This is a genomic window from Arthrobacter sp. Soc17.1.1.1 (assembly GCF_036867195.1).
Lineage (GTDB): Bacteria > Actinomycetota > Actinomycetes > Actinomycetales > Micrococcaceae > Arthrobacter_D.
This window is the reverse complement of sequence record NZ_JBAJII010000001.1, coordinates 165,353-189,662: the sequence shown is the minus strand read 5'-3', so window position 1 is coordinate 189,662 and position 24,310 is coordinate 165,353. Positions and strand designations below refer to the sequence as shown.

Below are 24,310 nucleotides of genomic sequence, written 5' to 3'. Positions count from 1 at the left end.
GCGAAGGGTCCGGCACCCTGCGCGGGGCCGTCGCGACGGAACAGACCCGCTCTCCCGGTTGTTGTACGAGGTGATGATGACAGCCCAGGAACTGGACCTGACCACGCTCTCCCCTACCCGCCTGTGGGTCCCCCGACATGTGCTGATCACGCGGGCTGCAGCCGAACTCCCGCACACGGCCGAGATCGTCCGGCGGTGCGAGCTCGCCGGCGTCGACGACATCCGGTTCCTGTCCGGGAACGCGCTGACCGGCCTGCGCGGCGCGACCGAGCGCGAGACGTACGCGTCCGCCAAGAACACGCTCGCGGTGGTCGTGGCCCCTCCCAGCGCCCTCAAGCCGCAGCCCATCCCACCCAGCGCCGACTGGCGGATCGACCTGGCTAGGGGCTGCCCCGCGCACTGCCAGTACTGCTACCTCGCCGGGTCCCTCCAGGGACCGCCCGTCACCCGCGCCTACGCCAACCTCGACGACGTCCTGGACGGGATCCGCACCCATGCCGGCAGGGGGTCGGTGACCCGCGGGACGATCGAGCGCGGCGACGAGGGCACCACGTTCGAGCTGTCCTGCTACACCGACCCCCTCGGCATCGAGAGCGTGACCGGTTCGCTCGCCGCCGCGATCTCCCGCGTCGGCTCGGGTGAATTCGGGAGCGACGTCCAGCTGCGCTTCACCACCAAGTTCGACGACGTCGGCGAGCTCGTGACCCTCGACCACGGCCGCCGGACCCGCATCCGCTTCTCAGTGAACGCCACCGAAGTGGCCAACCGCTTCGAGGGCGGGACCGCACGCATGCCCGCGCGCCTCGCCGCCCTCCGCGCCGTCGCGACCGCCGGCTACCGGGTAGGTCTGACCATCGCCCCGATCATGCCCATTCCCGGCTGGCGGGAGCAGTACGGCGCACTGCTCGACGACGTCGCCGCGGCCGTCTCGGGGGTCGACAGCCTCGATCTCACGGCCGAGATCATCACCCACCGCTTCACGCCCGCGAGCAAGGAGGTGCTGCTCGGCTGGTACCCGAGGACCAAGCTCGAGATGGACGAGGACCTGCGCACCCAGAAGCGGTCCAAGTTCGGCGGCGTGAAGTACGTGTACCCGAAGCAGACCATGACGGAGATGCGCACGTGGTTCACGGAGGAACTGGAGCGGCGCCTCCCGGCCGCCAAGCTCCTCTACTGGACCTGATCCACCCGGGGCGGCGGTCACCGGACCCCGGAGCAGAGCGGGCGTTCCCGGCCACCGCACATCGGTGGCCGGGAACGCCCGTCGGTGCTACTTCGGCACTCCCGCGCCGGTGCTGGCGTCGTCGGCCCGGGGATCCGCGACCGACCCGTCGGTGACGTCGCCGGCCGGCTGCCCGCCGGCGTCCCGGTCGCCGTCGTTCCTGCCCCCGTCGCCCCGGGTCTTGAGCAGGCTCGCCACGGTGGCGACGGCGATGGTGGCAGCGATGAACAGCAGTGAGAACCAGATGGGGATCTCGGGCACCCAGAGCAGCGGCTCGCCGCCGTTGATGAAGGGCAGCTCGTTGACGTGCAGGGCGTGGAACACGAGCTTCACGCCGATGAACGCGAGGATGACGGCGAGGCCCTGGGCCAGGTAGACGAGGCGCTCGAGCAGCCCGCCGATGAGGAAGAACAGCTGCCGCAGGCCCATCAGGGCGAACGCGTTGGCCGTGAAGACGATGTACGCCTCGTTGGTCAGGCCGTAGATGGCGGGGATGGAGTCCACGGCGAAGATGAGGTCCACGAAGCCGATCGCGATGATGGTCAGCAGCATCGGCGTGACGAAGCGCGTGCCGTCCCGCTTCACGGTGAGCTTGTCCCCGTGGTACTCGTCCGTGACGGGCAGCACGCGGCGGACGAGCTGCATGAACCTGCCGTTCGCCGGGTTGGACTCGTGGCTGCCGAACGCCTGCCTGTAGGCCAGGACGAGGAGCAGGGCGCCGAAGATGTAGAAGATCCAGGAGAAGTTCTCGATGAGGCCGGCACCGATGGCGATGAACCCGCCGCGCAGGATCAGGGCGATGATGATGCCGATCATCAGCACCTTCTGCTGGTACTTCTTCGGGACGGCGAAGCCCGTCATCACGATGAGGAACACGAAGAGGTTGTCGATCGACAGGGCCTTCTCGGTGAGGTAGCCGGCGAAGTACTCGCCGCCGAACGTCCAGCCCGAGACGACGCCGATGCCGACGCCGAACAGCAGGGCGAGTCCGATGTAGAACGCCGACCAGCGGGCGGATTCACCGATGGACGGTTCGTGGGGTTTGCGCACGTGCGCGAAGAACTCGTAGACGAAGAAGAGGATCGTCACGGCAATGGTGATGAACCAGATCAGGGGTGTGACCTGCATGAGGGGTGCTCCCAAGGGGTAGGCGTCGGACAGAGGCGCCAAGGTCTCCTCCGCTCCGGCTGGAACCGGAACCGATGGCCCGGGATGCTGTGCAGCATCCGTAGTGACGAGCCGATCGCAGTCGGGAGTACTCCCCTTGATACGTCCATGCTAACGCATGGGAAAACGTCCGTCGCTCCCTGCGCTGCCCTGACAGTCCCTGGTCGCATCCGTGGGCGGTGCGGGTGACTAGGCTGGGCGGATGGCCACAGTCATCCTCGTGCGGCACGGACGCACCACAGCCAATGCCACCGGAACCCTGGCCGGGCGGACCCCCGGCGTCAGCCTCGACCAGGTGGGGCTCGACCAGGCGGCCCGGACCGGTGAGCGGCTCGCCGCCGTGCCCGTGGTCGGCGTGGTGTCGAGCCCTCTCGAGCGGTGCCGGCAGACGGCCCGGTCCATCCTGGACCGCCAGACCGGGACGCCGCACGCGCCGCTCGATCCCGATCTCACCGAGTGCGACTACGGGCAGTGGCAGGGCCGCGCACTCAAGGAGCTCGCGACCGAGGGGTTGTGGTCGGTGGTGCAGTCCCAGCCGTCCGCCGTCATCTTTCCCGGCGGCGAATCCATGGCCGCGATGCAGGCCCGGTCGGTGGCAGCGGTCCGTCGCCACGACGCAGCCTTCGAGGCCGAGCACGGACCGGGAGCCGTCTGGGTGGCGGTGAGTCATGGAGACATCATCAAGTCGATCCTCGCCGACGCACTCGGCATGCACCTCGACCTGTTCCAGCGCATCGACGTCGGCCCGGCCTCGGTCTCGATCGTGCGCTACGGCGCCGGCCGGCCGACCGTCCACGCGACCAATACCGACGGCGGGGACCTGTCCTGGCTGGCGAACACCGCGCCCGCAGGCGACGCGCCCGTGGGCGGTGGTGCGGGACACACGGCCCCGCCGGCCCCATGAGCCTAAAATAGAGCCATGCCTACAACTGTTCACGAGTTCGCCTGGCCTGACCGCGTCGTCGTCGGCACCATCGGTGTCCCGGGGGAGCGCACGTTCTACCTGCAGGTGCGCACCGGGAAGCAGATCGTGAGCATCGCCCTGGAGAAGCAGCAGTCGGCCCAGCTGGCGGAGAAGATCGACGAGATCCTCGACCAGCTGATCACCCTCGAGGGCAACCCCTTCAGCGTTCCCACGAGCACGCCGATCGAACTCGTCGACAACGACCAGCTCGAGCCCGTCGAGGAGCAGTTCCGTACGGGCGTCATGAGCCTGGGGTGGGATCCGACGACGGCGCAGATCGTCGTCGAGGCCTACCCGATCGTCGAGGTCGAGGACGAATCCGATCCCGTCGAGGTATTCCTCGACGACGACGACGACGCATCCGAGGTGCTGCGCGTGCGCATGCCGGTCGGCACCGCCCGCGCCTTCGCCAAGCGGACCCTCGAGGTCGTGGGTGCAGGCCGTCCCACGTGCCCGATCTGCGGGTACCCCATCGACGCAGACGGGCACACCTGCACCCTCCCCGAGGTCTGATGCCGGCGCCGGACCCCGTGGCCGCCGAGCTGACGCTCACGGGCCGCATCACGACGGCGTCGAACGCCACCTTCCTGGGCAGCATCGGCGACGCGGCGGTCGTGTACAAGCCGATCCGGGGCGAGAAGCCGCTGTGGGACTTCCCCGACGGGCACCTGGCCCATCGGGAGGTCGCCGCGTACCTGATCTCGGAGATCCTCGGCTGGAACATCGTGCCGCGCACCTGGCTGCGCGAGGGCCCGTTCGGCGAGGGCATGGTGCAGTCCTGGCAGGAGACGGACCCCGAGCAGGACGCCGTGGACCTCGTCGCGATGGACGACGTGCCGGAGACCGGCTGGAGGCATGTCCTCGACGGCCAGGACGAGGAGGGACGCATCGTCGCCCTCGTCCATGAGGACACGCCGGCGCTGAGGCGCATGGCGGTGTTCGACGTCGTGGTCAACAACGCCGACCGCAAGGGCGACCACATCCTCGAGATGGTGGACGGACACCGGTACGGCGTCGACCACGGGCTCACCTTCCACAGCGACCACAAGCTGCGGACGGTCCTGTGGGGGTGGGTCGGCGAGGCGCTGACCGCCGAGGAGTCCGAGGGCGTCAACCGCGTCAGCCACGCGCTGCAGGGCGACCTGGGCCGGGACCTGGCGGAGCTGCTCACGGCCCAGGAGATCTCCTCGCTCGCCGCACGCTGTGCCGCCCTGCGCGCGACGGGACGGTTCCCGGGCCCGCGCGGCGGGATGCCGGCGGTCCCCTGGCCCCTGTTCTAGGCTCGCTGCTGTCCTAGGCTCGCTGCTGTTCTAGGCCCGCTGCCTGCGCGGATCGGTCCCACCCGCAGCCGCCACGGTTCCGTCCCTCTTGGCCTCGAGGAAGAGCATCTCCTCGGGAGACAGCCAGTGCTCCCCACGTTCGTCGAGGTCGAGGGTCTCACCCGTGCCGCTCTGCACCTGGTGGACGAAGGCCCGCGGCAGGACCATCGTCGCGGGATTGCGCAGTAGCCACTGCTGGATATCGGTGTCGAGCGTGGTCCACAGAGCACTGATGCTGGTCATGATGCGTGTCCTTCGGGTCAGGGGTGTGACAGGAGCGCCCCGGTACCGCGTGCCCCGGGTTCCACTTCATACAACCCGGTGCCCCCGCGGGGCAGTAGGGCACTACGTCCCGCCCGCCCAGCCCGTCCACCCCTACCCGAGAAGAAAATGATTCACGATCCTCGGTGAGCAGAGGCTAAAATGGGTACAACGAGTGTCTGCCCGGGGCTATTCCGGTTCCCCGGTGGTGTTTTCAAGAGCACGGACACATACCGCTTCCCGGTCGAAGCCCAAGCAGGCCCCGAATGACTGCTCATACCCAGCAACACAGCACCTGGCTCGCAGCCCACAAGGCAGAAGTGACCGCCGAGGACCTGTGGCTCCACTACTACAGCGTCTGCGGCAACCTCACGCTCTTCGAGCTGGACGCCTACCTGCATGGCATGTACGCGCTGCCGCAGGGCGAACGGAACCTCGTCGCGCTGGCCCTGAACGAGCTGATCGACGATCTCCCCCCACGCCCCAAAGCCGAATTCGTGCACGGTCCGGCCCTGGACTAGCACCCGTTCCCAGGTGCCTCCTACCGGCCCCGGCTGATGGGGCCGCCCGGTGCGAAAGCTGGTCACCCGATGTCCGCACCCGGCAACCTACCGTCGTCCGTCCCTGCCGGCCACCCTGCCGGTGAGCATGCCGATCGCCCTACTGAGCGCCCGATGAGCCCGGAGCAGGTAGAGCCGGAACCGTTCTTGGACAGGCTCCAGGACCTCGTCCTGGAGCCTGTCCCGACATCGGCGCCTTCCTCGAGGGTCTTTCGCGGCAGGCCGCCGCCACACTGTCGCGTCCCGATGCCGAGGTCCACTGCGCCGTCCTGCTGGTGCGGCCGCGGGTGCGGGCTGGCGGCCCTAGACCTGTACTCCACCCGCCCCGGGGAGTTCGATGAGGAAGGCACCCGGGCAGCACCCACCCACCGCGCACTTCGAGTCCTGAGCCCGACCCTGCCGGCGACCTCCCGGCAGACGGTGCAGGAAGATTTCCCTGCACCGCGACCGTGTCGGTAATATTCTGGGGCGGATACCGCGCGAGCGGGATCTCCCGGGGTTGAGCAGACAGCCCTCAACCGGCAGGGGTGGCACCCCTGCAGGACAGTCGAAGGCCTGCCGTGAACACCTCACCCTCTCATCCGTCCCCCGATTCCTCTCTTCCTCCCGAGCTCCTGGCGGTCTTCGGGCGCACCAACGGTTACCTCCTCACCGAGCAGACCGCCCACGACGCCGTCGACGGGCTCGCCGAGATCGCCCGTGACATCATCGGCGCCGCTGAGGGCGCAGGGGTGAGCATCATCGACACGGACGGCACCCGGATGAGTGTCGGCGCGACGGACCCGCGCGTGCTCGAAGCCGACGACCTGCAATACGAGTTCGGGGAAGGGCCGTGCATCACGGCCTGGTCGCTGGGTGAGTCCGTCTACATCGCCGATACCCGCACCGATGACCGCTTCCCGCGGTGGGCCTCGGCCGTGGAACCACGCGGTATCCGCTCGTGCCTGAGCGTACCCCTGCTGAATACGCCGGCAGGACTCGGGGCGATGAAGGTCTACGCCGACACCGTCGACGCCTTCACCGACGAGGACCGGCGGCTGCTGACCAACCTCGCCCGCTCCGCCGCAGCCCTCCTCGGCCATATTCAGGCCAGCGACACCCCGCAGCGGATCAGCAACGACGTCAAGGCGTCCCTGGCCGAACGGGACACCATCGGCGTGGCCCGCGGCATCCTGATGGAACGCCTCGACCTGGATCGGCAGGCGGCCATGAATCACCTGATCGACCTGGCCACGGACGCGGACACCACGATCGGCACTATGGCCGCCAGGATCAGCGAGCGTCGGGACGGCTCGAACCCCGCCCCCGGTGCTTGATGACCCGGTACTCTGCCGAGGAGCAACGACAGCGCACGTTGCACGCCATCCACGCCGGCGGGCTCGATCTGGAGAACGTCTGGCTCCGCTATTTCTCCCTCACCGGGAACGCCGACGAGTTCGAGATCGATGCCTACCTCAACGGGCTGACCATCCTGACCCCACAGGACCGCAACCTCGTCTCCCACGCGGTCAACGAACTCACCAGCGAGACGCCTGCCCCCACCGCCCCCTACACGGACGAGTCCAGTGACGACCCCATCGCCCAGGATGCAACAGGTGTCCTGAACATCCTCGATGAGCTGGACGAGGACGGCGGAGGGCACCGCCCCTCGGACTCCACATAGGACCGGGCGCGGGTTTTTGCTAATCTGTCCGTTTGGAGACGGGTTAAGACACCAGCCCGTGTCGAGCACGTCGAACGGCTTTCCCCCATGACCACCACCAACGAGCCCGCTGTGCCCGTGTCCGGGGCCGTGTCCAGTGTCGAGTACTTCATCGACTGTCCGACCGGCACCGTCGAGCACTACTTCGCCGACAACGTCTACCACTGGTCGGACGAGCTGTACCGGATCCACGGCTACGAACGCGGCGACGTCGTCCCCACCCTCGAACTCGGTCTGTCCCACGTCGATCCGGCGGACCGGGACTCCGTGCTGGCGTTCTGGACCAAGGTCACCACGGTCGGAGGACCCTCATCGGTCTACACCTCCCTGCGGGACCTCAACGGGCACACCCACAAACTCCTCATCTCCGCGGACCTGATCCTCAATGATGAGAAGGAACCGGTCGGGGTGTGGGCGCTGGTCGTCGACCTCACCCGGTCCATCCACGCGGACACCCACCGCCTCGCCAACGAAGCCGTCGCTGCATCCGCGGCCAGCCGGGCCGTCATCGAGCAGGCCAAGGGCATCCTGATGGGACGTGCCGGCCTCAACGCCACCGAGGCCTTCGACCGGATCAGCTCCCACAGCCAGCGCATCAACCGCAAGGTCGTCGTCATCTCCCAGGAGATCATCGACCGGGCGGGCCTGCTCACCCAGGATGAGCCCCAGTCCGGCGATCAGGCGCTGCGGGAGCTCTTCGACGCACTCTGACCCGAAGACCACTGATGCACTCCTGATGCGCGCGCCGGTCCCGGAAGAGCTGCGCGGACTTCGGCGTCAGTGCCGGGAAAGGCAAGAAACAGCCCCGTTCGCCCCCGGGCGCGCTCCCCGCTAGGCTGGTCATGAGACCGGGGTTTAGCCACGGGCCAGGTTTCGGACCAACAGAGAAACGGCCATGCCCGAACTTGCGACTCCGGCCCGGACAGATTCCGTCTGCCCCGCCAGCCCGCGCCTCCGGTGCGATCAGAACCCATCCACCCGGCTGACAGTCCGGTCGAGGAACTCCACATGATGCCCGGCGACCCCGAGGTCCGGGCGCAGCAGTCGACGGATCGCGGTTCCAGACACCAGCTCGAGGAGACCTTCCGCGACAATCCCCTCGACGGACGCTTCGAACTGCTCATCGACGGCGCCCTCGCCGCTCACCTCACGTACACGGTGAAGGGAGAGCAGGTAGTCCTGACCGACGGAGTGGAACACCCCGGATTCCGCGACCAGGGCATGGATGTGACCCTGATGCGCCACATCGTGCTCGACGCCCACCGACGACGCCTGAGCCTCGTTCCGCAGTGCCCGATGGCCTTCTCATTCCTGGCGGACCACCCCGGGTGCCCCGACCTGGACCCCGGTCCCGGGCACTGAGCCGGCATGATCAGCGACACCGCTCCACGACCGCAATACCCTGAAGGCATGCGCCCTCCCCTGCGCCCGGCCAGGCACGGCGCCAGACTCGTGCTCTATCTCGTGGCTGCCGCGCTTGCCGGGGCCGCGCACCTGGTGGCGGGATACTTCTATGTGGTCAGCGGCCTCGCCGCCCCTCTGTGGGCCGTGGGCCTGTTCCTCGTCTGGTGGCTGATCCTCACCTGGATCGGCGTGAAGCTGGCGTCACGCCAGTCCTACCGGGTGCTTCTGGTACCTGTCACGGCGGTGGTCACATGGTTCGGCGCGATGTGGGTCGGCGGCACCTTCCTGGGCTGGACAGCCTGAGCGGGAGGCGATGCATACGGACCCGACCACCCGCAGACGCGCTCAACGCTCCAGGGCCGCGGTGCTCTCCCGCACCACCAGGCGCGTCGGGACCAGCTCCCGTCCCGGCTCCGTCGAGTTCTCCCGCATCTGCTTCAGCACCTTGTCCACGCAGCGCCGGCCCACCTCCGCGAAGTCCTGGTGCACGGTGGTCAGCGGCGGGCTGAAGGAGGTGCTGTCCGGGATGTCGTCGAAGCCGACGATCGAGACGTCCTGCGGCACCCGGATGCCCTTCTCGTGGAACGCCCGCAGCACCCCCAGTGCCATCTGGTCGTTCCCCACGAACACCGCGGTGCAGTCGGAGGACGCCAGAGTGAGGCCGGCGAGGTAGCCCGAGTCCGCCGACCAGTCCCCGCGCAGCAGCGGCGGCTCCTCCCGACCCCGGGCAGCGAGGGTGGAACGCCAGGCGTTGACACGCCGCTCCGACGCGAAGGACGCCGACGGCCCGGCTACATGCCACACCGTCGCATGCCCCAGGTCCAGCAGGTGCTCCACGGCCTGCTGCGCGCCGTCGGCCTGGTCCGTGTCGATGACGCTGTACCCGTCGCTCGCATCGGAGTCGACGACCACGGCGTGCACGCCCGGCGGCAGGGATACCGTCGCGGCGTCGAGCAGGTGGACCTCCATGATCACGATGATCGCGTCGACCGCCAGCTCGTTCAGCCGTGAGAAGGCGCCCCGCACGCCCGCCTGCGTGGGCGCCGAGACGGGGATCAGCGTGATGGCGTAATCCTCCTCGGCGGCGCGCGCGGCGATGGCCTCGAGCGTGCGGACGTTGCCGGTGGTGGAGAGCGTGAAGAGGATGACGCCAAGGGTCCGGAAGCTCCCCCGCTTCAGGGCCCGCGCCGCACTGTTGGGCCGGTAGCCCAGCTCGTCCATGGCACGGATGACCTGCTGGCGCGTCGCCTCGATGACACCCGGGCTGCCGTTGGATACCCGCGACACCGTCTGCGCCGAGACGCCGGCCAGCCGGGCGACATCGGACATGGAGACCCGCCGGTCCTCGCGGAGGAGGTGTTGACGCGGCGGAGTGGACATGTGACCATCGTAACAACAATGTTTACGTAAACATCTATCAGCCAGGTCTGTTATGTTTGCGCAAACATCACCGAGAGTCAGAAGGATCCACCCATGACGACGGCGTCACCCCCACCGGCCACGCTCGGCACGCAGCCCCGTCCCGCGCAGCGAGCGCAGAAGCGCCTCCGGAAGTCCTCCTGGTCCGGCTGGCTGTTCATCGGCCCCTTCATGGCGGTCTTCGCGGTCGTCTTCCTGGCCCCCATCGCCTACTCCATCTGGCTCAGCTTCTTCCGCAACCAGCTCGTGGGCGGCAACGGCTTCGTAGGCCTCGCCAACTACAGCCAGGCCCTGCAGGATCCCCAGTTCTGGTCCTCCCTCCTCCGCGTGGTCCTCTTCCTCGCGGTGCAGGTGCCGGTCATGCTGTTGATCGCCCTGCTGGTGGCACTGGCCCTGGACAGCGGCAGGCTCTACGGGAAGTCCTTCTTCCGCATCTCGATCTTCCTGCCGTACGCGGTACCCGCCGTCGTCGCCAGCCTCATGTGGGGCTTCATGTACGGCACACGCTTCGGTCTGGTGGGCAACATCAACAGCGCCCTCGGCATCAGTCTGCCGAACCCGCTCTCTCCCGAGCTGATCCTCGCCTCGATCGGCAATATCGTCACCTGGGAGTTCATCGGCTACAACATGCTGATCTTCTACTCCGCCCTCAGCGTGATCCCGAAGTCCCTCTACGAGGCCGCGGAGATCGACGGCGCCAGCCAGTTCCGCCTCGTCACCGCCATCAAGCTGCCCGCCATCCGCGGGGCCATGGTGGTGGCCGGCATCTTCTCGGTGATCGGCAGCTTCCAGCTCTTCAACGAGCCCGCCATCCTGCAGAGCCTCGCGCCGAACTCCATCTCCACGTACTTCACCCCGAACCTGTACGCCTACTCGCTGAGCTTCTCCGGCCAGCAGTACAACTACTCCGCCACCGTGGCCATCATCATGGGCGTCATCACCATGGTCATCGCCTACGCCGTGCAGCTGCGCGGCATGCGGAAGGAGGGCTGACCATGAGCGTCGCCGTCGAACCCACCCGCACGGACAAGCACAGGACCAAGCAGAAGCCCGCGTACGTGCGCATGAGGAGCACACGCCGCGGCGTGGACAACCCGAAGCGCAGCGTCCTGCTGACCGTCCTCACGGGCGTCGTCCTGGTCTACAGCCTCATCCCACTGGTCTGGCTGGTCATCAACTCGTCGAAGACCCAGGCCGATCTCTTCACCTCGTTCGGCCTCTGGTTCAGCGGCGACTTCGCCCTGTTCACGAACATCGGCGACACCCTCGCCTACGACGACGGCATCTTCGGCCGCTGGTTCCTCAACACCGTGCTGTACGTGGTGCTCGGTGCCGGCGGGGCGACGTTCCTGGCCGTCCTCGGCGGGTACGCGCTGGCCAAGTTCGCCTTCCCCGGCAAGAAGGCCGTGTTCGCCGTCGTCATCGGCGCGGTGGCCGTCCCCGGCACCGCCCTGGCGGTACCCACGTTCCTCATGTTCAGCGAGATGGGCCTCACCAACACCCCGTGGTCGGTGATCATCCCGTCCCTCATCTCCCCGTTCGGCCTGTACCTGATGTGGACGTTCGCCTCCGAGGCCATCCCCACCGAGCTGCTGGAATCGGCCCGCATGGACGGCGCCGGCGAGTTCCGCACCTTCTTCCAGATCTGCCTGCCGCTGCTGGGCCCGGGCATCGTCACGGTGCTGCTGTTCACCATGGTGGCCACCTGGAACAACTACTTCCTGCCGCTGATCATGCTGAAGGACCCGGCCTGGTACCCGCTGACCCTGGGCCTGAACGCGTGGAACGCGCAGGCCTCGACGGCCGGCGGCGAGGCGATCTTCAACCTCGTCATCACCGGCTCGCTCCTCACCATCCTCCCGCTGATCGCAGCGTTCCTCCTGCTGCAGCGCTACTGGCAGTCCGGCCTCAGTGCCGGCGCCGTCAAAGAGTAAAAGCCCCTTCCGACAACGATGATGTGAAAAGGAACCCCATGAAGAGCAGAATCTCCCCGGCAGTGCTGCGCGGTTCGGCACTCGCCCTCGCCGCGGCCCTCGCCCTCACCGCCTGCGGTGGCGGAGGTGGGAACGACGCCGGCGGCGCGGCCCCCGAAGAGGTCAGCGCCGACGACGTCCAGGCGGCCCTCGAGGCCGGCGGCGATCTCACCGTCTGGGCCTGGGAGCCCACCCTGGAGAAGGTCGTCGAGGACTTCGAGGCCGAGCACCCGAACGTGAACATCGACCTCGTGAACGCCGGTACGGGCAACGACCAGTACACGGCGCTGCAGAACGCCATCGCCGCCGGGTCGGGTGTGCCCGACGTCGCGCAGATCGAGTACTACGCCCTCCCCCAGTTCGCCCTCGCCGAATCCGTCCAGAACCTCAGCGGCTACGGCGCCGGCGACCTCGCCGACACCTTCAGCCCCGGCCCGTGGAGCTCCGTCCAGGCGAACGAGGGCATCTACGGCCTCCCGATGGACTCCGGGCCCATGGCCCTGTTCTACAACACCGAGGTCTTCGAGAAGTACGGCGTGGAGGTGCCCACCACGTGGGACGAATACCTCGAGGCGGCCCGAGCACTCCACGCGGCCGACCCCAACGTGTACATCGCCAATGACACGGGCGACGCCGGCTTCGCCACCAGCCTCATCTGGCAGGCCGGCGGCAAGCCCTACACCGTGGACGGCACCGACGTGAAGGTCGACTTCTCCGACGAGGGCTCCACGAAGTTCGCCGCGACCTGGCAGCAGCTCCTCGACGAGGACCTCCTGGCCCCCATCAGCTCCTGGAGCGACGAGTGGTACCAGGGCCTGGGCACCGGCACCATCGCCACCCTCGCCACCGGTGCCTGGATGCCCGGCAACTTCACCTCCGGCGTCCCCGCGGCCGCCGGCAAGTGGCGCGCGGCACCGCTCCCCCAGTGGGAAGAGGGCGGCACCGCGAGCGCCGAGAACGGCGGCTCCTCGCTGACCATCCCCGCAGCGAGCGAGCAGGGCGCTCTCGCGTACGCCTTCCTCGACTACGCCAACGTGGGTGACGGCGTCCAGACCAGGATCGACGGCGGTGCGTTCCCCGCGACGTCGGCCGCGCTCGAGTCCGAGGAGTTCCTCAACGCCGAGTTCGAGTACTTCGGCGGCCAGAAGGCCAACGAGATCTTCGCCGAGTCAGCGCAGAACGTCTCCGACGGCTGGTCCTACCTTCCCTTCCAGGTCTACGCGAACAGCGTCTTCAACGACACCGTGGGCCAGGCCTACGTCTCGGACACCCCGCTCGAGGACGGCCTGAAGGCCTGGCAGGACGCCAGCATCAAGTACGGCACCGAGCAGGGCTTCACCGTCTCGGAGTAGTCCTGGCCGCACCTGCACCACCAGACCCGGGCCGGGCGGGAGCTCGCGCGCACCCGCCCGGCCCGTTCCACATCCCGCCGGTCCCCGCCGTCGTCGCCCTCCGGGAGGCACGGCGGGGAGCGCCCCGCGTGCGTCACAAGAGCCTCAGGCAACACCCCAAGGAGCTGTACCGTGTCAACACCCACCACCCACCGCTGGCTGCGCTGGCCGTCCGAGCCGAACCGCAGGCGCATGGCTTACGGCGCCGACTACAACCCGGAGCAGTGGCCGCGTGAGACGTGGGACGAGGACGTACGGCTCATGCGGGAGGCCGGCGTCAACGTGGTGTCGCTCGCGATCTTCTCCTGGGCGCGCCTGCAGCCCGAGCGCGACACCTGGAACTTCGCGTGGCTGGACGAGGTCATCGAGCTCCTGCACGCCCACGGCATCGCCGTGGACCTCGCCACCGCCACCGCCTCCCCGCCCCCGTGGCTCGCCACCGAACACCCGGAGATCCTGCCGGTCACCGCCGACGGCGGCACCCTCTGGCCCGGTGCGCGCCAGCACTGGCGTCCCACCAGCCCCGTCTTCCGCGAGCACGCCCTGAAGCTCGTCACAGCCATGGCCGAGCGGTACGGGAACCACCCGGCCGTCTGCGCCTGGCACGTGTCCAACGAGCTCGGCTGCCACAACATCTACGACTACTCCGACGACGCCGCCCGCGCCTTCCGCACGTGGCTCACCGACCGCTACGGCAGCATCGACGCCCTGAACGACGCCTGGGGCACCGACTTCTGGTCTCAGCGGTACACGCGGTTCGAGCAGATCCTGCCTCCGCGCCAGGCTGCCTCGCACCCGAACCCCACGCAGCAGCTCGACTTCAAGCGTTTCTCCTCGGACGCCCTGAAGCAGTACCTGCGCGAGGAACGCGACATCCTCAACCGCATCACCCCGGACATCCCCGTCACCACGAACTTCATGGTCATGGGCGAGACGAAGGGCATGGACTACGCCGACTGGGCCGCCGAGGTGGACTTCGTCGCCAACGACCACTACTTCGTGCCCGGTCCGCAGGCCGTCGACGAGCTCTCCTTCTCCGCGAACCTCACCGGCAACATCGCCGGCGGCAGGCCCTGGTTCCTCATGGAGCACTCCACGAGCGCCGTGAACTGGCAGCCCGTCAACACCCCGAAGAAGTCCGGGGCGCTGCGCCGGGACTCCCTCACCCACGTGGCCCACGGCGCGGACGCCGTCTGCTACTTCCAGTGGCGGCAGTCCAAGGCCGGCGCCGAGAAGTTCCACTCCGCGATGGTCCCCCACGCCGGCGAGGACAGCCCGATCTTCCGCGACGTCGTGGACCTCGGCCGCGAGCTCGGCGAGCTCTCCGCCGTCGTCGGATCGCGCCGCAGCGCCGCGCCCGCCGCCATCCTCTTCGACTGGGACTCCTGGTGGGCGTCCGAACAGGACTCCCACCCTTCCGATCGCCTGCGCTACAGGCAGGAGGCCCTGGACTGGTACTCGGCGTTCCTGGCCCTCGGCATCCGCGCCGACGTGGTCCCCGCCGCGACGGACCTGACCGGCTACGGCCTCGTCGTCGCGCCCGTCCTCCACGTGGTCCCGGCCGCCCTGAAGACGCGCCTCGAGGAGTACGTGGGCAGCGGCGGGCACCTCGTCGCGAGCTACTTCAGCGGTATCACGGACGAGAACGACCACATCTGGCTCGGCGGCTACCCGGGAGCCCTCGCGGACCTGCTCGGCGTGCGCGTCGACGAGTTCGGCCCCCTGCTCGACGGCGAGACCGTGCAGCTGGACAACGGCACCGCCGCGACCCTGTGGGCCGACCGCGTGCACCCCCGCGCGGACGACCTCGAGGTCCTCACCCGCTACACGAGCGGCGAGCACGCCGGCGATGCCGCCGTCACGCGCCGCGCCGTAGGGTCCGGCAGTGCCGCCTACGTGGGCGCACACCTCGGCGCCGAAGGCATCGCACCGGTCCTCGCGGACCTCGCCGCCCGCGCCGGGATCGCCGGCGAGCTGCCCGCCGAGCTCCGCGGCGCCGTCGAGCAGGTCATCCGCACCGGCGACGGCACGGACTACGTCTTCCTCATCAACCGCACCGACGCGCCGGTGGACATCACCGGCGTCGACGGCGACACGCTCACCGGCGAGGAGTCGAAGCTGGCACCCCGCTCCGTCGCCGTGCTCACGAGGAAGGTCTCAGGCACCACCGTCTCGTAGTTCAACCCCTTGCTGGAAGGAACCCGTTCAATGACGAATCGATCCAGGCGTGCCACTCAGGCCGCCGCCACAGGGGTGGCCGCCGTCCTGGCCGCCGCCTCCCTGGTCGGGGGTGCGGCGCAGGCCGCGCCCCCGGCACCGCCCGTACCTGCCGCCGTGCCCGACGGCGCCCTCACCCTCACGCCCGACCCCTCCTACCAGGGCGAGGAGTTCGAGGGCTGGGGCACGAGCCTCGTCTGGTTCGCGAACGCCACGGGGGACTACCCCGACGAGATCCGGAACCGCCTCGCGGAGCTGGTCTTCGGGCCCGAGGGCCTGAACCTGAACATCGCCCGCTACAACATCGGCGGCGGCAACGCCCCGGACGTGAAGGACTACCTGCGTCCCGGCGGCGCCGTCGAGGGCTGGTGGAACGCCCCCGAGGGGACCACGCGCGAGGACACCGACTGGTTCGACCCCGAGGACCCGGCCGACTGGAACCTCGAGGCGGACGCCACGCAGCGCTGGTGGATCGACCGCATCAAGCAGGACATCACGCACTGGGAGACGTTCAGCAACTCCCCGCCCTGGTTCCAGACCGTCAGCGGCTACACGTCCGGCGGGTTCAACGCGACGGCCGACCAGCTGAAGCCCGAGAGCATCTCCGACTTCAACGCCTACCTGGTGCGCGTCACCGAGGAGCTCGAGAAGGCGCACGGCATCGAGGTGGACACGCTCGATCCGTTCAACGAGCCGAACACCAACTACTGGAGCACGCAGCTCGACGCCGCCGGCGAACCGACCGGCGGCCGCCAGGAGGGCGCCCACATGGGCCCGCAGCTGCAGCAGCAGGTCCTCCGGGACCTCGCCACCCAGCTGCAGGACGCCGACACGGACGCCACCATCTCCGCGATGGACGAGACCAACCCCGGCACCTTCGCCACCAACTGGAACAGCTACCCCGCGGACGTCCGCGCCCTCGTGGACCAGCTCAACGTCCACACGTACGGCACCGGCCAGCGCACCACCGTGCGGGACATCGCCAAGGGCGAGGACAAGCCGCTGTGGATGAGCGAGGTCGAGGGCTCCTGGGGCAACGGCCAGAGCTTCACCAGCATGGAGCCGGGCCTCGGTATGGCCAAGCGCATCACCGACGATCTCCGGGAGCTCGAACCCAGCGCCTGGGTGTTCTGGCAGCCCGTCGAGGACTACGACAACATGGCCCCCGGCGGCGAGAGCGCGGCCGGCGCCAACTGGGGCAGCATCCAGATGCCGTTCGACTGCACCGATGCTGACACCCTCGAGAGCTGCCCCATCTACACGAACACCAAGTTCGATACGGTGCGGAACTACACGCACTACATCCAGCCCGGCGACCGCCTGGTGCAGGTGAACGACGACGACACCACCGCCGCGATCACCGGGACCGGCGCTGCCGTGGTGCACATCAACGAGTCCACCGACGCCAGGCCCGTGGTGCTGGACTTCTCGAAGTTCGGCTCCGTCGCCCGGGGTGCCACCGTGACCCCCGTGGTCAGCGACGCCGACGGTGCGCTCGTCGAGGGTGCTCCGGTCGCGATCGAGGGCGGCTCCGCCGTCGTCACCGCGCCCGCGCAGTCCGTCACGACCTTCGTCGTCGAGGGCGTCTCCGGCGTCGCCGCGGACGCGGCCGCCCTCCAGGACGGGCATGTGTACCGGCTGCAGGGCGTGCAGAGCGGCAGGTCGATCGAGACCACGGGCGGCACCGCCGTCATCAGCACGACCGACCCCGTCGACGCCGCCCAGCTCTTCCGCTTTACCAGCCTCGGCGAGGACGGCACCAACCGCGAGCGCTATTCCATCACCACGCTCGACGGCGCCTCGCAGCTGGCCGACGAGGGTGGCGCCGCCGTCCTCACCCCCGCGGGTGCGGACCCGCGGGCGGAGTGGATCGCCTCGACCACCGGCGACGGCACCTACACCTTCGTCAACGCCGCCACGAACCTGCTGCTCGAGGTGGGCGGCGGATCGACGGCCGAGGGCGCACCGGTGACCCTCTACCTCGCGAACTCCGGCGCCAACCAGCGCTGGACGCTCATCGACGAGACCGTCCTGTCCGTGGAGCCCGCCACGGCGTTCACCGTCCCCGGTACCGCGCCCGTGCTGCCCGCGACCGTGACGCCGGTGTTCCGCGACGGCGCCCGCGGGGCCATCCCCGTGGAGTGGAAGATCCCCAACGACAACCGCTGGAGGAAGCCCGGCACCGTGAAGGTCAAGGGCACCGCCACGGACGTCACCGGCATGCAGTTCGCCGCGGAACTGACGGTCACGGTGGACACCCTCGTGTCCACGCAGCCCGCGCGTGCCAAGGCCGTGGTCGGCGGGCTCCCGGCCCTGCCGCCCACGGTGACCGCCGTGGGTAGTGAGGGCGGGACCGTGGAGCGTCCCGTCACCTGGGATACCGCTGTCAGCCACCCCGCCCCGGGCGTGTACGAGCTGACCGGGAACGCCGATGCCGGCGACGGCACCACCCTCCCGGCGACCGTCCGCATCCAGGTCACCGAGGGCACGGCGGACAACGTGGCCGACGACGGCGGCACCACCGCGAACGCGACGTTCACCGAGCCGGGCTACGGCACGGCCGGCCTGTTCAACGGCGACACCCGCGACAAGGCGTGGTCCAACTGGCGCTCCAGCGCCAAGAACCCGGCCGACACCCTGACGGTGACCCTGGCCGAGGCGCAGCCCCTCGGCGGCGTGAAGGTGCACTTCTTCCGCGACGGCAGCACGGACAGCTACGCGCAGACCGTGCAGCTGCAGGTTCAGGGCCCCGACGGCCGGTGGACGTCCTCCGGCGCACCGGTCGGCGTCCCGGCCGGCTCCCCGGCCCCCGTGGTGACCCTGCCCCTCAGCGGGGTGACGGCGTCGTCCGTGCGGGTGGTCATGACGGCCCGCCCGAACACGCACATGGTGGTCAGCGAGATCGAGGTACTCGGCTTCGTCCCGGCCACCTCGTCGGACGCCACGCTCGCCGGCATCAGCGTGGGCGGCACCCCGGTGGCGGACTTCTCGCCGTCGGTCACGGGCTACTCCGCTCCGATCAAGGGCAGGACACCCGCGGTCTCCGCCGTGCCGTCGGATCCCTATGCCTCGGTGTCCGTGACGCAGCCCGCCGGCAGCAATCGGACCGCCGTCATCACCGTGACGAGCGAGGACGGTTCGGCCACGCGTGAGTACCGGGTGACCCTCACCCGCTAGCAGCACCCCGGAGAACGACGACAGCCACCCGCTCCTGATGGAGGGGTGGCTGTCGGTCGTTCCGGAGCGGGACCGTCAGTCGCCGGTCAGAGCGCTCCGCCCGTGGTGCGGTTCTTGTCCACCAACGGATCATCCAGTGCGTCCGTGGCGGACCCGGGCTGGTGCCCGGTGCCGACAGGATCGACGTCGTCCACCGGCAGGAGGGTGTCCCTGGTGCTCGGAGACAGCTCGCTCTCTTCACTCGTGTACACCTCGGGTGCCGCACCGTCGATGGGGGTGATCGTGACGTCGTTCTCCCCGGCGTCCACGGTGTCCGCGTCGCCGCGCTTCTTGCCGGCGGCGACCCCTACGGCTGCCGCTGCAGCGGCCAGGCCGACACCGGCTGCGACCTTGCCGGAGATCCCGGCCTTGCCACCGTCACCACGGGAAGCCGCAGCCGCCTCGACGCCGGGCGCGCCCGTGTCGATACCGGTGCCCACGGTTCCGCGCCATGCGCCCGTGGCGTACCCCTCGTCCTCGATGAAGGCCTTGAACCGCTCGAGGTCCGCCTCGGCCTGGTTCTCGACGACGTTGAGCTTGTCGCCGATCTTCTCGACAAGGCCCTCGGGCTCGTACTCGAGGGCGAGGTGGACCTGCGTCTGTCCTCCTCCGACGTCCTCGAAGGAGACCGACCCGGCATTCGTCGCGCCCTCGGTCGCGGCCCACGACACCTTCGTGTCGGGCACCTGCTCGAGGATCGTCGCGTCCCACTGGCGGCGGACGCCGCCTATTTCCACGATCCAGTTCAGGCGCTCGTCATCGAGCTGCGTGACGGACTTGACCCCACCCATGAAGTGCGGGAATTCTTCGAACTGGGTCCACTGGTTGTAGGCAATGCTGATCGGGACGTTGACCAGGATGCTCTTCTCGACCTTCGTGCTCATGGAGTCTCCTTCGGTTAGGACGGACTGCGTCTGGCGATGCGAGTAACAACTGAAGCAATTCATCAGCCTGCTTAGTATACCGCGGCCTCCGTCTGCTGCAGGCGAGGAGAACTTCCGGGTCGTGCGCCGAGCCGGAATTCGGACATCGGCAACCGCAGTGATGCTCAGCTGACCGCCTTCGCCACCAGGCGGCGCAACTCCTCCTCCACCTTGTCGTTCCACGCGGTGATCGAGAAAGCATTGGGCCAGAACACGCCGTCATCCAGGTTCGCGGCGTCGTTGAAGCCGATCGTCGAGTAGTGCGAGTCGAACTTCGCCGCGGCCTGGAAGAACGTCACCACCTTTCCGTCCCGCGCGTAGGCCGGCATGCCGTACCAGGTCTTGGGCTCGAGGTCCGGGGCGACGGCGGACACCAGCGCGTGGTAGTTCTCAGCGATCCCGCGGTCGGGCTGCGGCATCTCGGCGATCTTGTCCTGGATCGCCTTCTCCCCCGCGGCCCGGCTCTTGCCGCGCTTCGCCTCGGCGCGCATCTCCGCCGACCGCTCCTTCATGGCCGCGCGCTCCTGCTCGGTGAATCCCTCGGTCGTGTCGGTCTGACGTGCCATGATCTGCCTCCCTCGATGTGGTCCGCGGATCGATGCCCGGCGGTGCTCCCACCCTAGGGACGTCGGCGCGGCGTGGATAGGGCCGGTAGTACCCGAACGGGCCACGAGTACCGCCGCCGACAGCGCATCGATGGCACTCCGATAGCGCACCGGTAGCACTCCGAGCGCCTCCTGGCGACACGACCGGGAATCCCGTCAGGACCCGGCCACCGACGGCCGATACCCAGTAGGCTTACGGTGCCGGGCGCGATGCGCGGGCGCTGCTTCACCAGAAGCCGCCCCGTCCTCCCGGCAGGTCTCACCGTACTCAGCGGACTACCCGCACCACTGTCGGCAGCCGACGATTCTCGGCGCGCCGATGCACCGCACACTTGAAGGGGAACAACCATGACCACCGCAAACACGCCCCACACGGGCACCCGCACCAATGTCCAGAAAGCAGCCCTCGCCGTCGGCGCGGTCTTCCTGCTCGTCGGGATCCTCGGCTTCATCCCCGGCATCACCTCCGACTACGACACGATGATGTTCGCCGGCCACGAGTCGGAAGCGAAGCTCCTCGGCCTGTTCCAGGTCTCGATCCTGCACAACATCGTCCACCTGCTCTTCGGTGCAGCCGGCATCGCCATGGCCCGCACCATCAGCGGCGCCCGCTCCTACCTGCTGTACGGCGGCATCATCTACCTCGTCCTCTGGGTCTACGGCCTGGTCATCGGTGAGGACTCCGCCGGCAACTTCGTGCCGCTCAACGGCGCGGACAACTGGCTGCACTTCCTCCTGGGCGTCGGCATGATCGCCCTGGCGCTGCTGCTGACCCGCAACCACAAGCGGACCACCACACACGCCTGACCCGTCCGCCGGAACTCCGGCAGGAAGCCGCCGCACGTCGGCGGACACCCGAGGAGGCCCCTGGTTCGCACCGGGGGCCTTCTTCGTGTTCACGGGCCCCGACGGGCCCACGCGGACCGGAACTGTCCTGTGACCCGGTGCGTGCGGACCGGAACCGCGGCACAATCGACGCATGACTCTGCGCTGGTACTCCACCGTCATCGAATCCTCGGACCATCGCGCGCTCGCGCACTGGTGGTCCGACGCCCTGGGCTGGGAGGTGATCTTCGAGGACGACGAAGAGGCCGCCGTCGTGCCGCCGTGGGCCCGCGAACTGGAGCCGAAGCTCCCCTTCGAGCAGGTTCCGCCGGGCCTCGTGTTCGTCGCCGTGGATCACGAGAAGCAGGGGAAGAACCGTCTCCACCTGGACTTCGCGCCGCACACCACGGACGACCGCGACGCCACGATCGAGCGCCTCGTCGCCCTCGGCGCACGCCGCGTCGACATCGGGCAGGGGCCCGACGTCAGCTGGGAGGTGCTGGCGGACCCGGACGGCAACGAGTTCTGCATCCTCTCCGCCCGCGAGCACTAGGGCCTTCCGGAGGAAGGACGGGAGCGACCGCCCCACCTGCCGTGGGACGGCCGCTCCTGTTCCCGGGACCGGAGCCCGGTCGGCACGCCTACAGCTCGACGCGCTCCGTGTCGATGACTTCCTTGCGCACCTGGCCGCTGACGACCTCGTCGTGGGTACGGGCCTCGCGGCGCACGCGCACGCGCTCGATCGGCACCACGTCCATCTCGACGCGGGGCTTCTCCTCGTAGAGGACCACCTCGACGGTATCGCCGTTGAAGGCCGTCTCCACGGCGGAGTACAGGCGCTCGCGCTCGGCCTCCGTGTAGGAGTTCTGGCCGTCGTCGTAGAACGGCGCGCCGTCCTTAACGGGCACGCGCTCGACGACGAGCTCCTCGCGACGGATCTGCACCGTCATGGTGACGTCCTCGGTGACCACGCGCTTCACCAGGCGGACGCGCTCGGTCTCGCGGATCTCCGTGCCGACGCGCAGCTGCTCCTCGGACCGCGTCATGGAGTAGTCGCCCTCGGGGCGGGAGGTCTGCGTGCGGGCGCGCCCACCGCGGGAGAGATCGGAGGCGTCGGAAGTCTGCGACGTGTCGGAGACGTCGGCGGTGTCGCGCCTGTCCGCCACGCCCGCGGCGGTCGTCCGGTCGGCGACCTCGTCCTTCTCCGCCATGAGGCCGTAGTAGCGCAGCAGGTGCTGCTCCTCCTCGGGACTCAGGTGGCCGTCCAGGGACATCTTCGGGGAGTCGTACACCTTGGCGTGCGTGTAGGGCAGGCGGACGTCGCGGCCCGTGAGCGTCGCCCCGCGCAACGGTGCGAAGGACTCGGGATTGCCCATGGCGTGCGTGGCCACGGTGACCCAGCTGGGCTCCCCCGTGGCGTCGTCGACGTAGAGCTGGCCCATGGGGCCGAGGACCGCACCGTCCTCGCTCAGCACGTTCGCGCCGGCGTTCATGGCGTCCTTCATCTGGTCAATCGTGATCATGACGTCCCTTTCGACGATGTTGCTTTCGTTCACCGTAGGTCCCACCCGAGGCGATAGCAAGCATGCTTACTACTCGGGTGTAGACTTCATCTACCGGGAACCCTCGGCGATCGGCCGCGCCGGTCCTATTCTGGCTGCATGCATCTCCAGCGAAGACCCCTTCGGGCGGCGCGCGTCTCGGACGAATCGCACCGCGTCACCACCTTCGAACTCTTCTTCGACCTCGTCTTCGTGTTCGCGTTCACCCAGGTCACCGGTTTCATGGCCCACGAGCACTCCTTCACCGGCGTGCTGCAGGGCATGATCATCCTGGGGCTGCTCTGGTGGTCCTGGGTGTCCTACGCCTGGCTCGGCAACCAGACGCACGTGGACGAGGGCATCATGCGCCTCGGCCTGTCCGCCGTCATGGTGGCCATGTTCATCACGTCCCTCGCCATCCCCGAGGCATTCACCGACCTCGAGGGCGGCCTCAGCGGGCCGCTCGTCCTCGCCCTCGCATACTTCGTGGTGCGCCTGCTGCACCTCCTGCTCTACCTCTATGCGTCGGTCGAGGACAAACCGCTCCAGCGGCAGGTGATCAGGACCTCCGTGGCGACGTTCTCGGGCTCCGCGCTCATCATCACCGGTGCGGTCATCGGCGGGCCGGCGCAGACCTGGTTCTGGCTCGCCGGACTCGCCCTCGACATCACGCTGACCTATCTGACCTCCTCGGGCGGCGACTGGCGCGTGCTCTCCGCGGCGCACTGGACCGAGCGCCACGGCCTCGTGATCATCCTGGCGCTCGGGGAATCGATCGTCGCCATCGGGGTGGGCGCCTCGCAGGAGCCCGTGAGCATCCCGATCCTCCTCGGCGCGGTGTTCGGGATCGCCCTGTCCGTGTGCCTGTGGTGGCTCCACTTCGACGTGACCGCGATCGCCGCCGAACACCGCTTCGCCGCCCTGCAGGGCAGCGCGCGCACCTCGGCCGCGGTGGACGGCTACACGTACCTGCACCTGCCCATGGTCGCCGGGATCATCCTGTCGGCGTTCGGCGTGGAGGACGTCCTGGCCTACATCGACAAGACGAAGGATTTCGGCGTGCTCGGTTCCTTCGCGCTCTTCGGCGGTGCCGCCCTGTTCCTGCTCGGCAGTTCCGCCTTCTGGCGCCGCATCGGCGGGTACTGGAAGAAGTGGCGGCTCGGCGGGGCGGCGGTGCTGATGCTGCTCATCCCCGTGGCCGCACCCCTCGCACCGCTGGCGGCCCTCGCGCTCGCGGCCGTGATCGCCGCGGTCCTCGTGGCGGTGGAGAGCCTCCTGTACGCCGAGACACGGGCATCCGTCCGCGAGCAGCACGCCCGGGGCCAGCACTGAGCGCACGTCCCGAGCGGTCGGCCCCGGGCGGCCCGGCGTGCCGCCCGGGGCCGAACGGCCGCCCTAGGCGTCGTGCCGCAGGGCATAGGCGGAGCTGGGCAGGGAACCGACGTTCCAGTCGGCGTGCGACGCCGGCTGGTCCGCCGGCGCGTCGGTGCGGATGATCCGCAGGAGGTACCGCACCAGGAGGGTCGTGAGGACGATGGCCAGGAGGATCAGGAGAAGAGTCATGCCTCGATCCTGATCCTCCGGAGCCAGGAAAAAGAGTG

At 68.9% G+C, this 24,310-nt stretch carries 25 protein-coding genes; 18 read left to right on the top strand and 7 right to left on the bottom strand.

Going from position 1 to position 24,310, the window contains the following annotated elements; all coding sequences use genetic code 11:
- Positions 1 to 76: 76 nt before the first annotated feature.
- A complete protein-coding gene (locus tag V6S67_RS00920) occupies positions 77 to 1,183 on the top strand; it encodes a spore photoproduct lyase family protein (protein ID WP_334208454.1) in 1,107 nt (368 codons plus the stop codon).
- Positions 1,184 to 1,270: 87 nt separating this feature from the next.
- Here V6S67_RS00920 and V6S67_RS00915 read toward each other — a convergent pair whose 3' ends face one another.
- Positions 1,271 to 2,350, bottom strand: a complete 1,080-nt coding sequence (locus tag V6S67_RS00915; RefSeq protein WP_334211487.1) for a TerC family protein — start codon at positions 2,348 to 2,350, stop codon at positions 1,271 to 1,273.
- Between the two features lie 241 nt (positions 2,351 to 2,591).
- Between V6S67_RS00915 and V6S67_RS00910 the strand changes: the two genes are divergently transcribed.
- The 3 genes from V6S67_RS00910 to V6S67_RS00900 are packed head-to-tail and all read left to right on the top strand — an operon-like array spanning position 2,592 to position 4,633.
- Complete coding sequence (locus V6S67_RS00910) at positions 2,592 to 3,293, top strand: histidine phosphatase family protein (protein ID WP_334208453.1); 702 nt, start codon at positions 2,592 to 2,594, stop codon at positions 3,291 to 3,293.
- A 15-nt stretch (positions 3,294 to 3,308) separates the two neighbouring features.
- A complete protein-coding gene (locus tag V6S67_RS00905) occupies positions 3,309 to 3,866 on the top strand; it encodes a DUF3090 domain-containing protein (protein WP_334208452.1) in 558 nt (185 codons plus the stop codon).
- Positions 3,866 to 4,633: an SCO1664 family protein gene (locus V6S67_RS00900; protein WP_334208451.1), complete on the top strand. Its 768-nt coding sequence runs from the start codon at positions 3,866 to 3,868 to the stop codon at positions 4,631 to 4,633. Before V6S67_RS00905 ends, V6S67_RS00900 begins: the two co-directional genes overlap by 1 nt.
- Positions 4,634 to 4,663: 30 nt before the next feature.
- Here the strand turns inward: V6S67_RS00900 and V6S67_RS00895 are convergent, their stop codons facing one another.
- Complete coding sequence (locus V6S67_RS00895) at positions 4,664 to 4,915, bottom strand: hypothetical protein (RefSeq protein WP_334208450.1); 252 nt, start codon at positions 4,913 to 4,915, stop codon at positions 4,664 to 4,666.
- A gap of 284 nt (positions 4,916 to 5,199) precedes the next feature.
- Here V6S67_RS00895 and V6S67_RS00890 point away from each other — a divergent pair, with 284 nt between their 5' ends.
- From V6S67_RS00890 to V6S67_RS00865, 6 genes are all read left to right on the top strand, one after another.
- Positions 5,200 to 5,454: a hypothetical protein gene (locus V6S67_RS00890; RefSeq protein WP_334208449.1), complete on the top strand. Its 255-nt coding sequence runs from the start codon at positions 5,200 to 5,202 to the stop codon at positions 5,452 to 5,454.
- Positions 5,455 to 6,053: 599 nt separating this feature from the next.
- Complete coding sequence (locus V6S67_RS00885; protein WP_334208448.1) at positions 6,054 to 6,809, top strand: GAF and ANTAR domain-containing protein; 756 nt, start codon at positions 6,054 to 6,056, stop codon at positions 6,807 to 6,809.
- The gene (locus V6S67_RS00880) at positions 6,809 to 7,156 is read left to right on the top strand and encodes a hypothetical protein (protein WP_334208447.1); all 348 of its coding nucleotides are present in this window, start codon (positions 6,809 to 6,811) and stop codon (positions 7,154 to 7,156) included. Before V6S67_RS00885 ends, V6S67_RS00880 begins: the two co-directional genes overlap by 1 nt.
- A gap of 87 nt (positions 7,157 to 7,243) precedes the next feature.
- A complete protein-coding gene (locus tag V6S67_RS00875) occupies positions 7,244 to 7,906 on the top strand; it encodes an ANTAR domain-containing protein (RefSeq protein ID WP_334208446.1) in 663 nt (220 codons plus the stop codon).
- Positions 7,907 to 8,203: 297 nt separating this feature from the next.
- Positions 8,204 to 8,557 (top strand): GNAT family N-acetyltransferase, encoded by a 354-nt coding sequence (locus V6S67_RS00870; protein ID WP_334208445.1) that lies wholly within the window; start codon positions 8,204 to 8,206, stop codon positions 8,555 to 8,557.
- 48 nt (positions 8,558 to 8,605) lie between these two features.
- On the top strand, positions 8,606 to 8,902 hold the full coding sequence (locus V6S67_RS00865) for a hypothetical protein (RefSeq protein WP_334208444.1): 297 nt from the start codon (positions 8,606 to 8,608) through the stop codon (positions 8,900 to 8,902).
- A 42-nt stretch (positions 8,903 to 8,944) separates the two neighbouring features.
- Here V6S67_RS00865 and V6S67_RS00860 read toward each other — a convergent pair whose 3' ends face one another.
- Positions 8,945 to 9,979 carry a LacI family DNA-binding transcriptional regulator gene (locus V6S67_RS00860; RefSeq protein ID WP_334208443.1) on the bottom strand — a complete coding sequence of 345 codons (1,035 nt, stop codon included), beginning with the start codon at positions 9,977 to 9,979 and terminating at the stop codon, positions 8,945 to 8,947.
- Between the two features lie 93 nt (positions 9,980 to 10,072).
- On the opposite strand from V6S67_RS00860, the gene V6S67_RS00855 reads away from it, so the two are divergent.
- The 5 genes from V6S67_RS00855 (at position 10,073) to V6S67_RS00835 (ending at position 18,776) form a co-directional block, all read left to right on the top strand.
- On the top strand, positions 10,073 to 11,011 hold the full coding sequence (locus V6S67_RS00855) for a carbohydrate ABC transporter permease (protein ID WP_334208442.1): 939 nt from the start codon (positions 10,073 to 10,075) through the stop codon (positions 11,009 to 11,011).
- 2 nt (positions 11,012 to 11,013) lie between these two features.
- Positions 11,014 to 11,952 carry a carbohydrate ABC transporter permease gene (locus V6S67_RS00850; RefSeq protein WP_442884673.1) on the top strand — a complete coding sequence of 313 codons (939 nt, stop codon included), beginning with the start codon at positions 11,014 to 11,016 and terminating at the stop codon, positions 11,950 to 11,952.
- Between the two features lie 38 nt (positions 11,953 to 11,990).
- Entirely contained in the window at positions 11,991 to 13,343 is a 1,353-nt protein-coding gene (locus V6S67_RS00845; protein ID WP_334208441.1) for an ABC transporter substrate-binding protein, read from the top strand.
- A gap of 171 nt (positions 13,344 to 13,514) precedes the next feature.
- Positions 13,515 to 15,560, top strand: a complete 2,046-nt coding sequence (locus tag V6S67_RS00840) for a beta-galactosidase (protein WP_334208440.1) — start codon at positions 13,515 to 13,517, stop codon at positions 15,558 to 15,560.
- A 30-nt stretch (positions 15,561 to 15,590) separates the two neighbouring features.
- Positions 15,591 to 18,776: an RICIN domain-containing protein gene (locus V6S67_RS00835; protein WP_334208439.1), complete on the top strand. Its 3,186-nt coding sequence runs from the start codon at positions 15,591 to 15,593 to the stop codon at positions 18,774 to 18,776.
- 86 nt (positions 18,777 to 18,862) lie between these two features.
- Here V6S67_RS00835 and V6S67_RS00830 read toward each other — a convergent pair whose 3' ends face one another.
- Together V6S67_RS00830 and V6S67_RS00825 are read right to left on the bottom strand one after the other, a co-directional pair.
- Positions 18,863 to 19,699 carry an SRPBCC family protein gene (locus V6S67_RS00830; protein ID WP_334208438.1) on the bottom strand — a complete coding sequence of 279 codons (837 nt, stop codon included), beginning with the start codon at positions 19,697 to 19,699 and terminating at the stop codon, positions 18,863 to 18,865.
- Between the two features lie 164 nt (positions 19,700 to 19,863).
- Positions 19,864 to 20,304 (bottom strand): iron chaperone, encoded by a 441-nt coding sequence (locus tag V6S67_RS00825; protein ID WP_334208437.1) that lies wholly within the window; start codon positions 20,302 to 20,304, stop codon positions 19,864 to 19,866.
- A 387-nt stretch (positions 20,305 to 20,691) separates the two neighbouring features.
- Here V6S67_RS00825 and V6S67_RS00820 point away from each other — a divergent pair, with 387 nt between their 5' ends.
- Both V6S67_RS00820 and V6S67_RS00815 read left to right on the top strand, forming a co-directional pair.
- Complete coding sequence (locus tag V6S67_RS00820) at positions 20,692 to 21,150, top strand: DUF4383 domain-containing protein (protein WP_334208436.1); 459 nt, start codon at positions 20,692 to 20,694, stop codon at positions 21,148 to 21,150.
- Positions 21,151 to 21,322: 172 nt separating this feature from the next.
- The gene (locus tag V6S67_RS00815) at positions 21,323 to 21,721 is read left to right on the top strand and encodes a VOC family protein (RefSeq protein ID WP_334208435.1); all 399 of its coding nucleotides are present in this window, start codon (positions 21,323 to 21,325) and stop codon (positions 21,719 to 21,721) included.
- A gap of 88 nt (positions 21,722 to 21,809) precedes the next feature.
- Here V6S67_RS00815 and V6S67_RS00810 read toward each other — a convergent pair whose 3' ends face one another.
- Positions 21,810 to 22,691 carry a YsnF/AvaK domain-containing protein gene (locus tag V6S67_RS00810; RefSeq protein WP_334208434.1) on the bottom strand — a complete coding sequence of 294 codons (882 nt, stop codon included), beginning with the start codon at positions 22,689 to 22,691 and terminating at the stop codon, positions 21,810 to 21,812.
- Positions 22,692 to 22,829: 138 nt separating this feature from the next.
- Here V6S67_RS00810 and V6S67_RS00805 point away from each other — a divergent pair, with 138 nt between their 5' ends.
- Positions 22,830 to 24,041, top strand: coding sequence for a low temperature requirement protein A (locus V6S67_RS00805; protein ID WP_334208433.1), 1,212 nt, complete (start codon positions 22,830 to 22,832; stop codon positions 24,039 to 24,041).
- Between the two features lie 63 nt (positions 24,042 to 24,104).
- Here the strand turns inward: V6S67_RS00805 and V6S67_RS00800 are convergent, their stop codons facing one another.
- Positions 24,105 to 24,272, bottom strand: coding sequence for a hypothetical protein (locus tag V6S67_RS00800; RefSeq protein ID WP_334208432.1), 168 nt, complete (start codon positions 24,270 to 24,272; stop codon positions 24,105 to 24,107).
- Positions 24,273 to 24,310 lie beyond the last annotated feature (38 nt).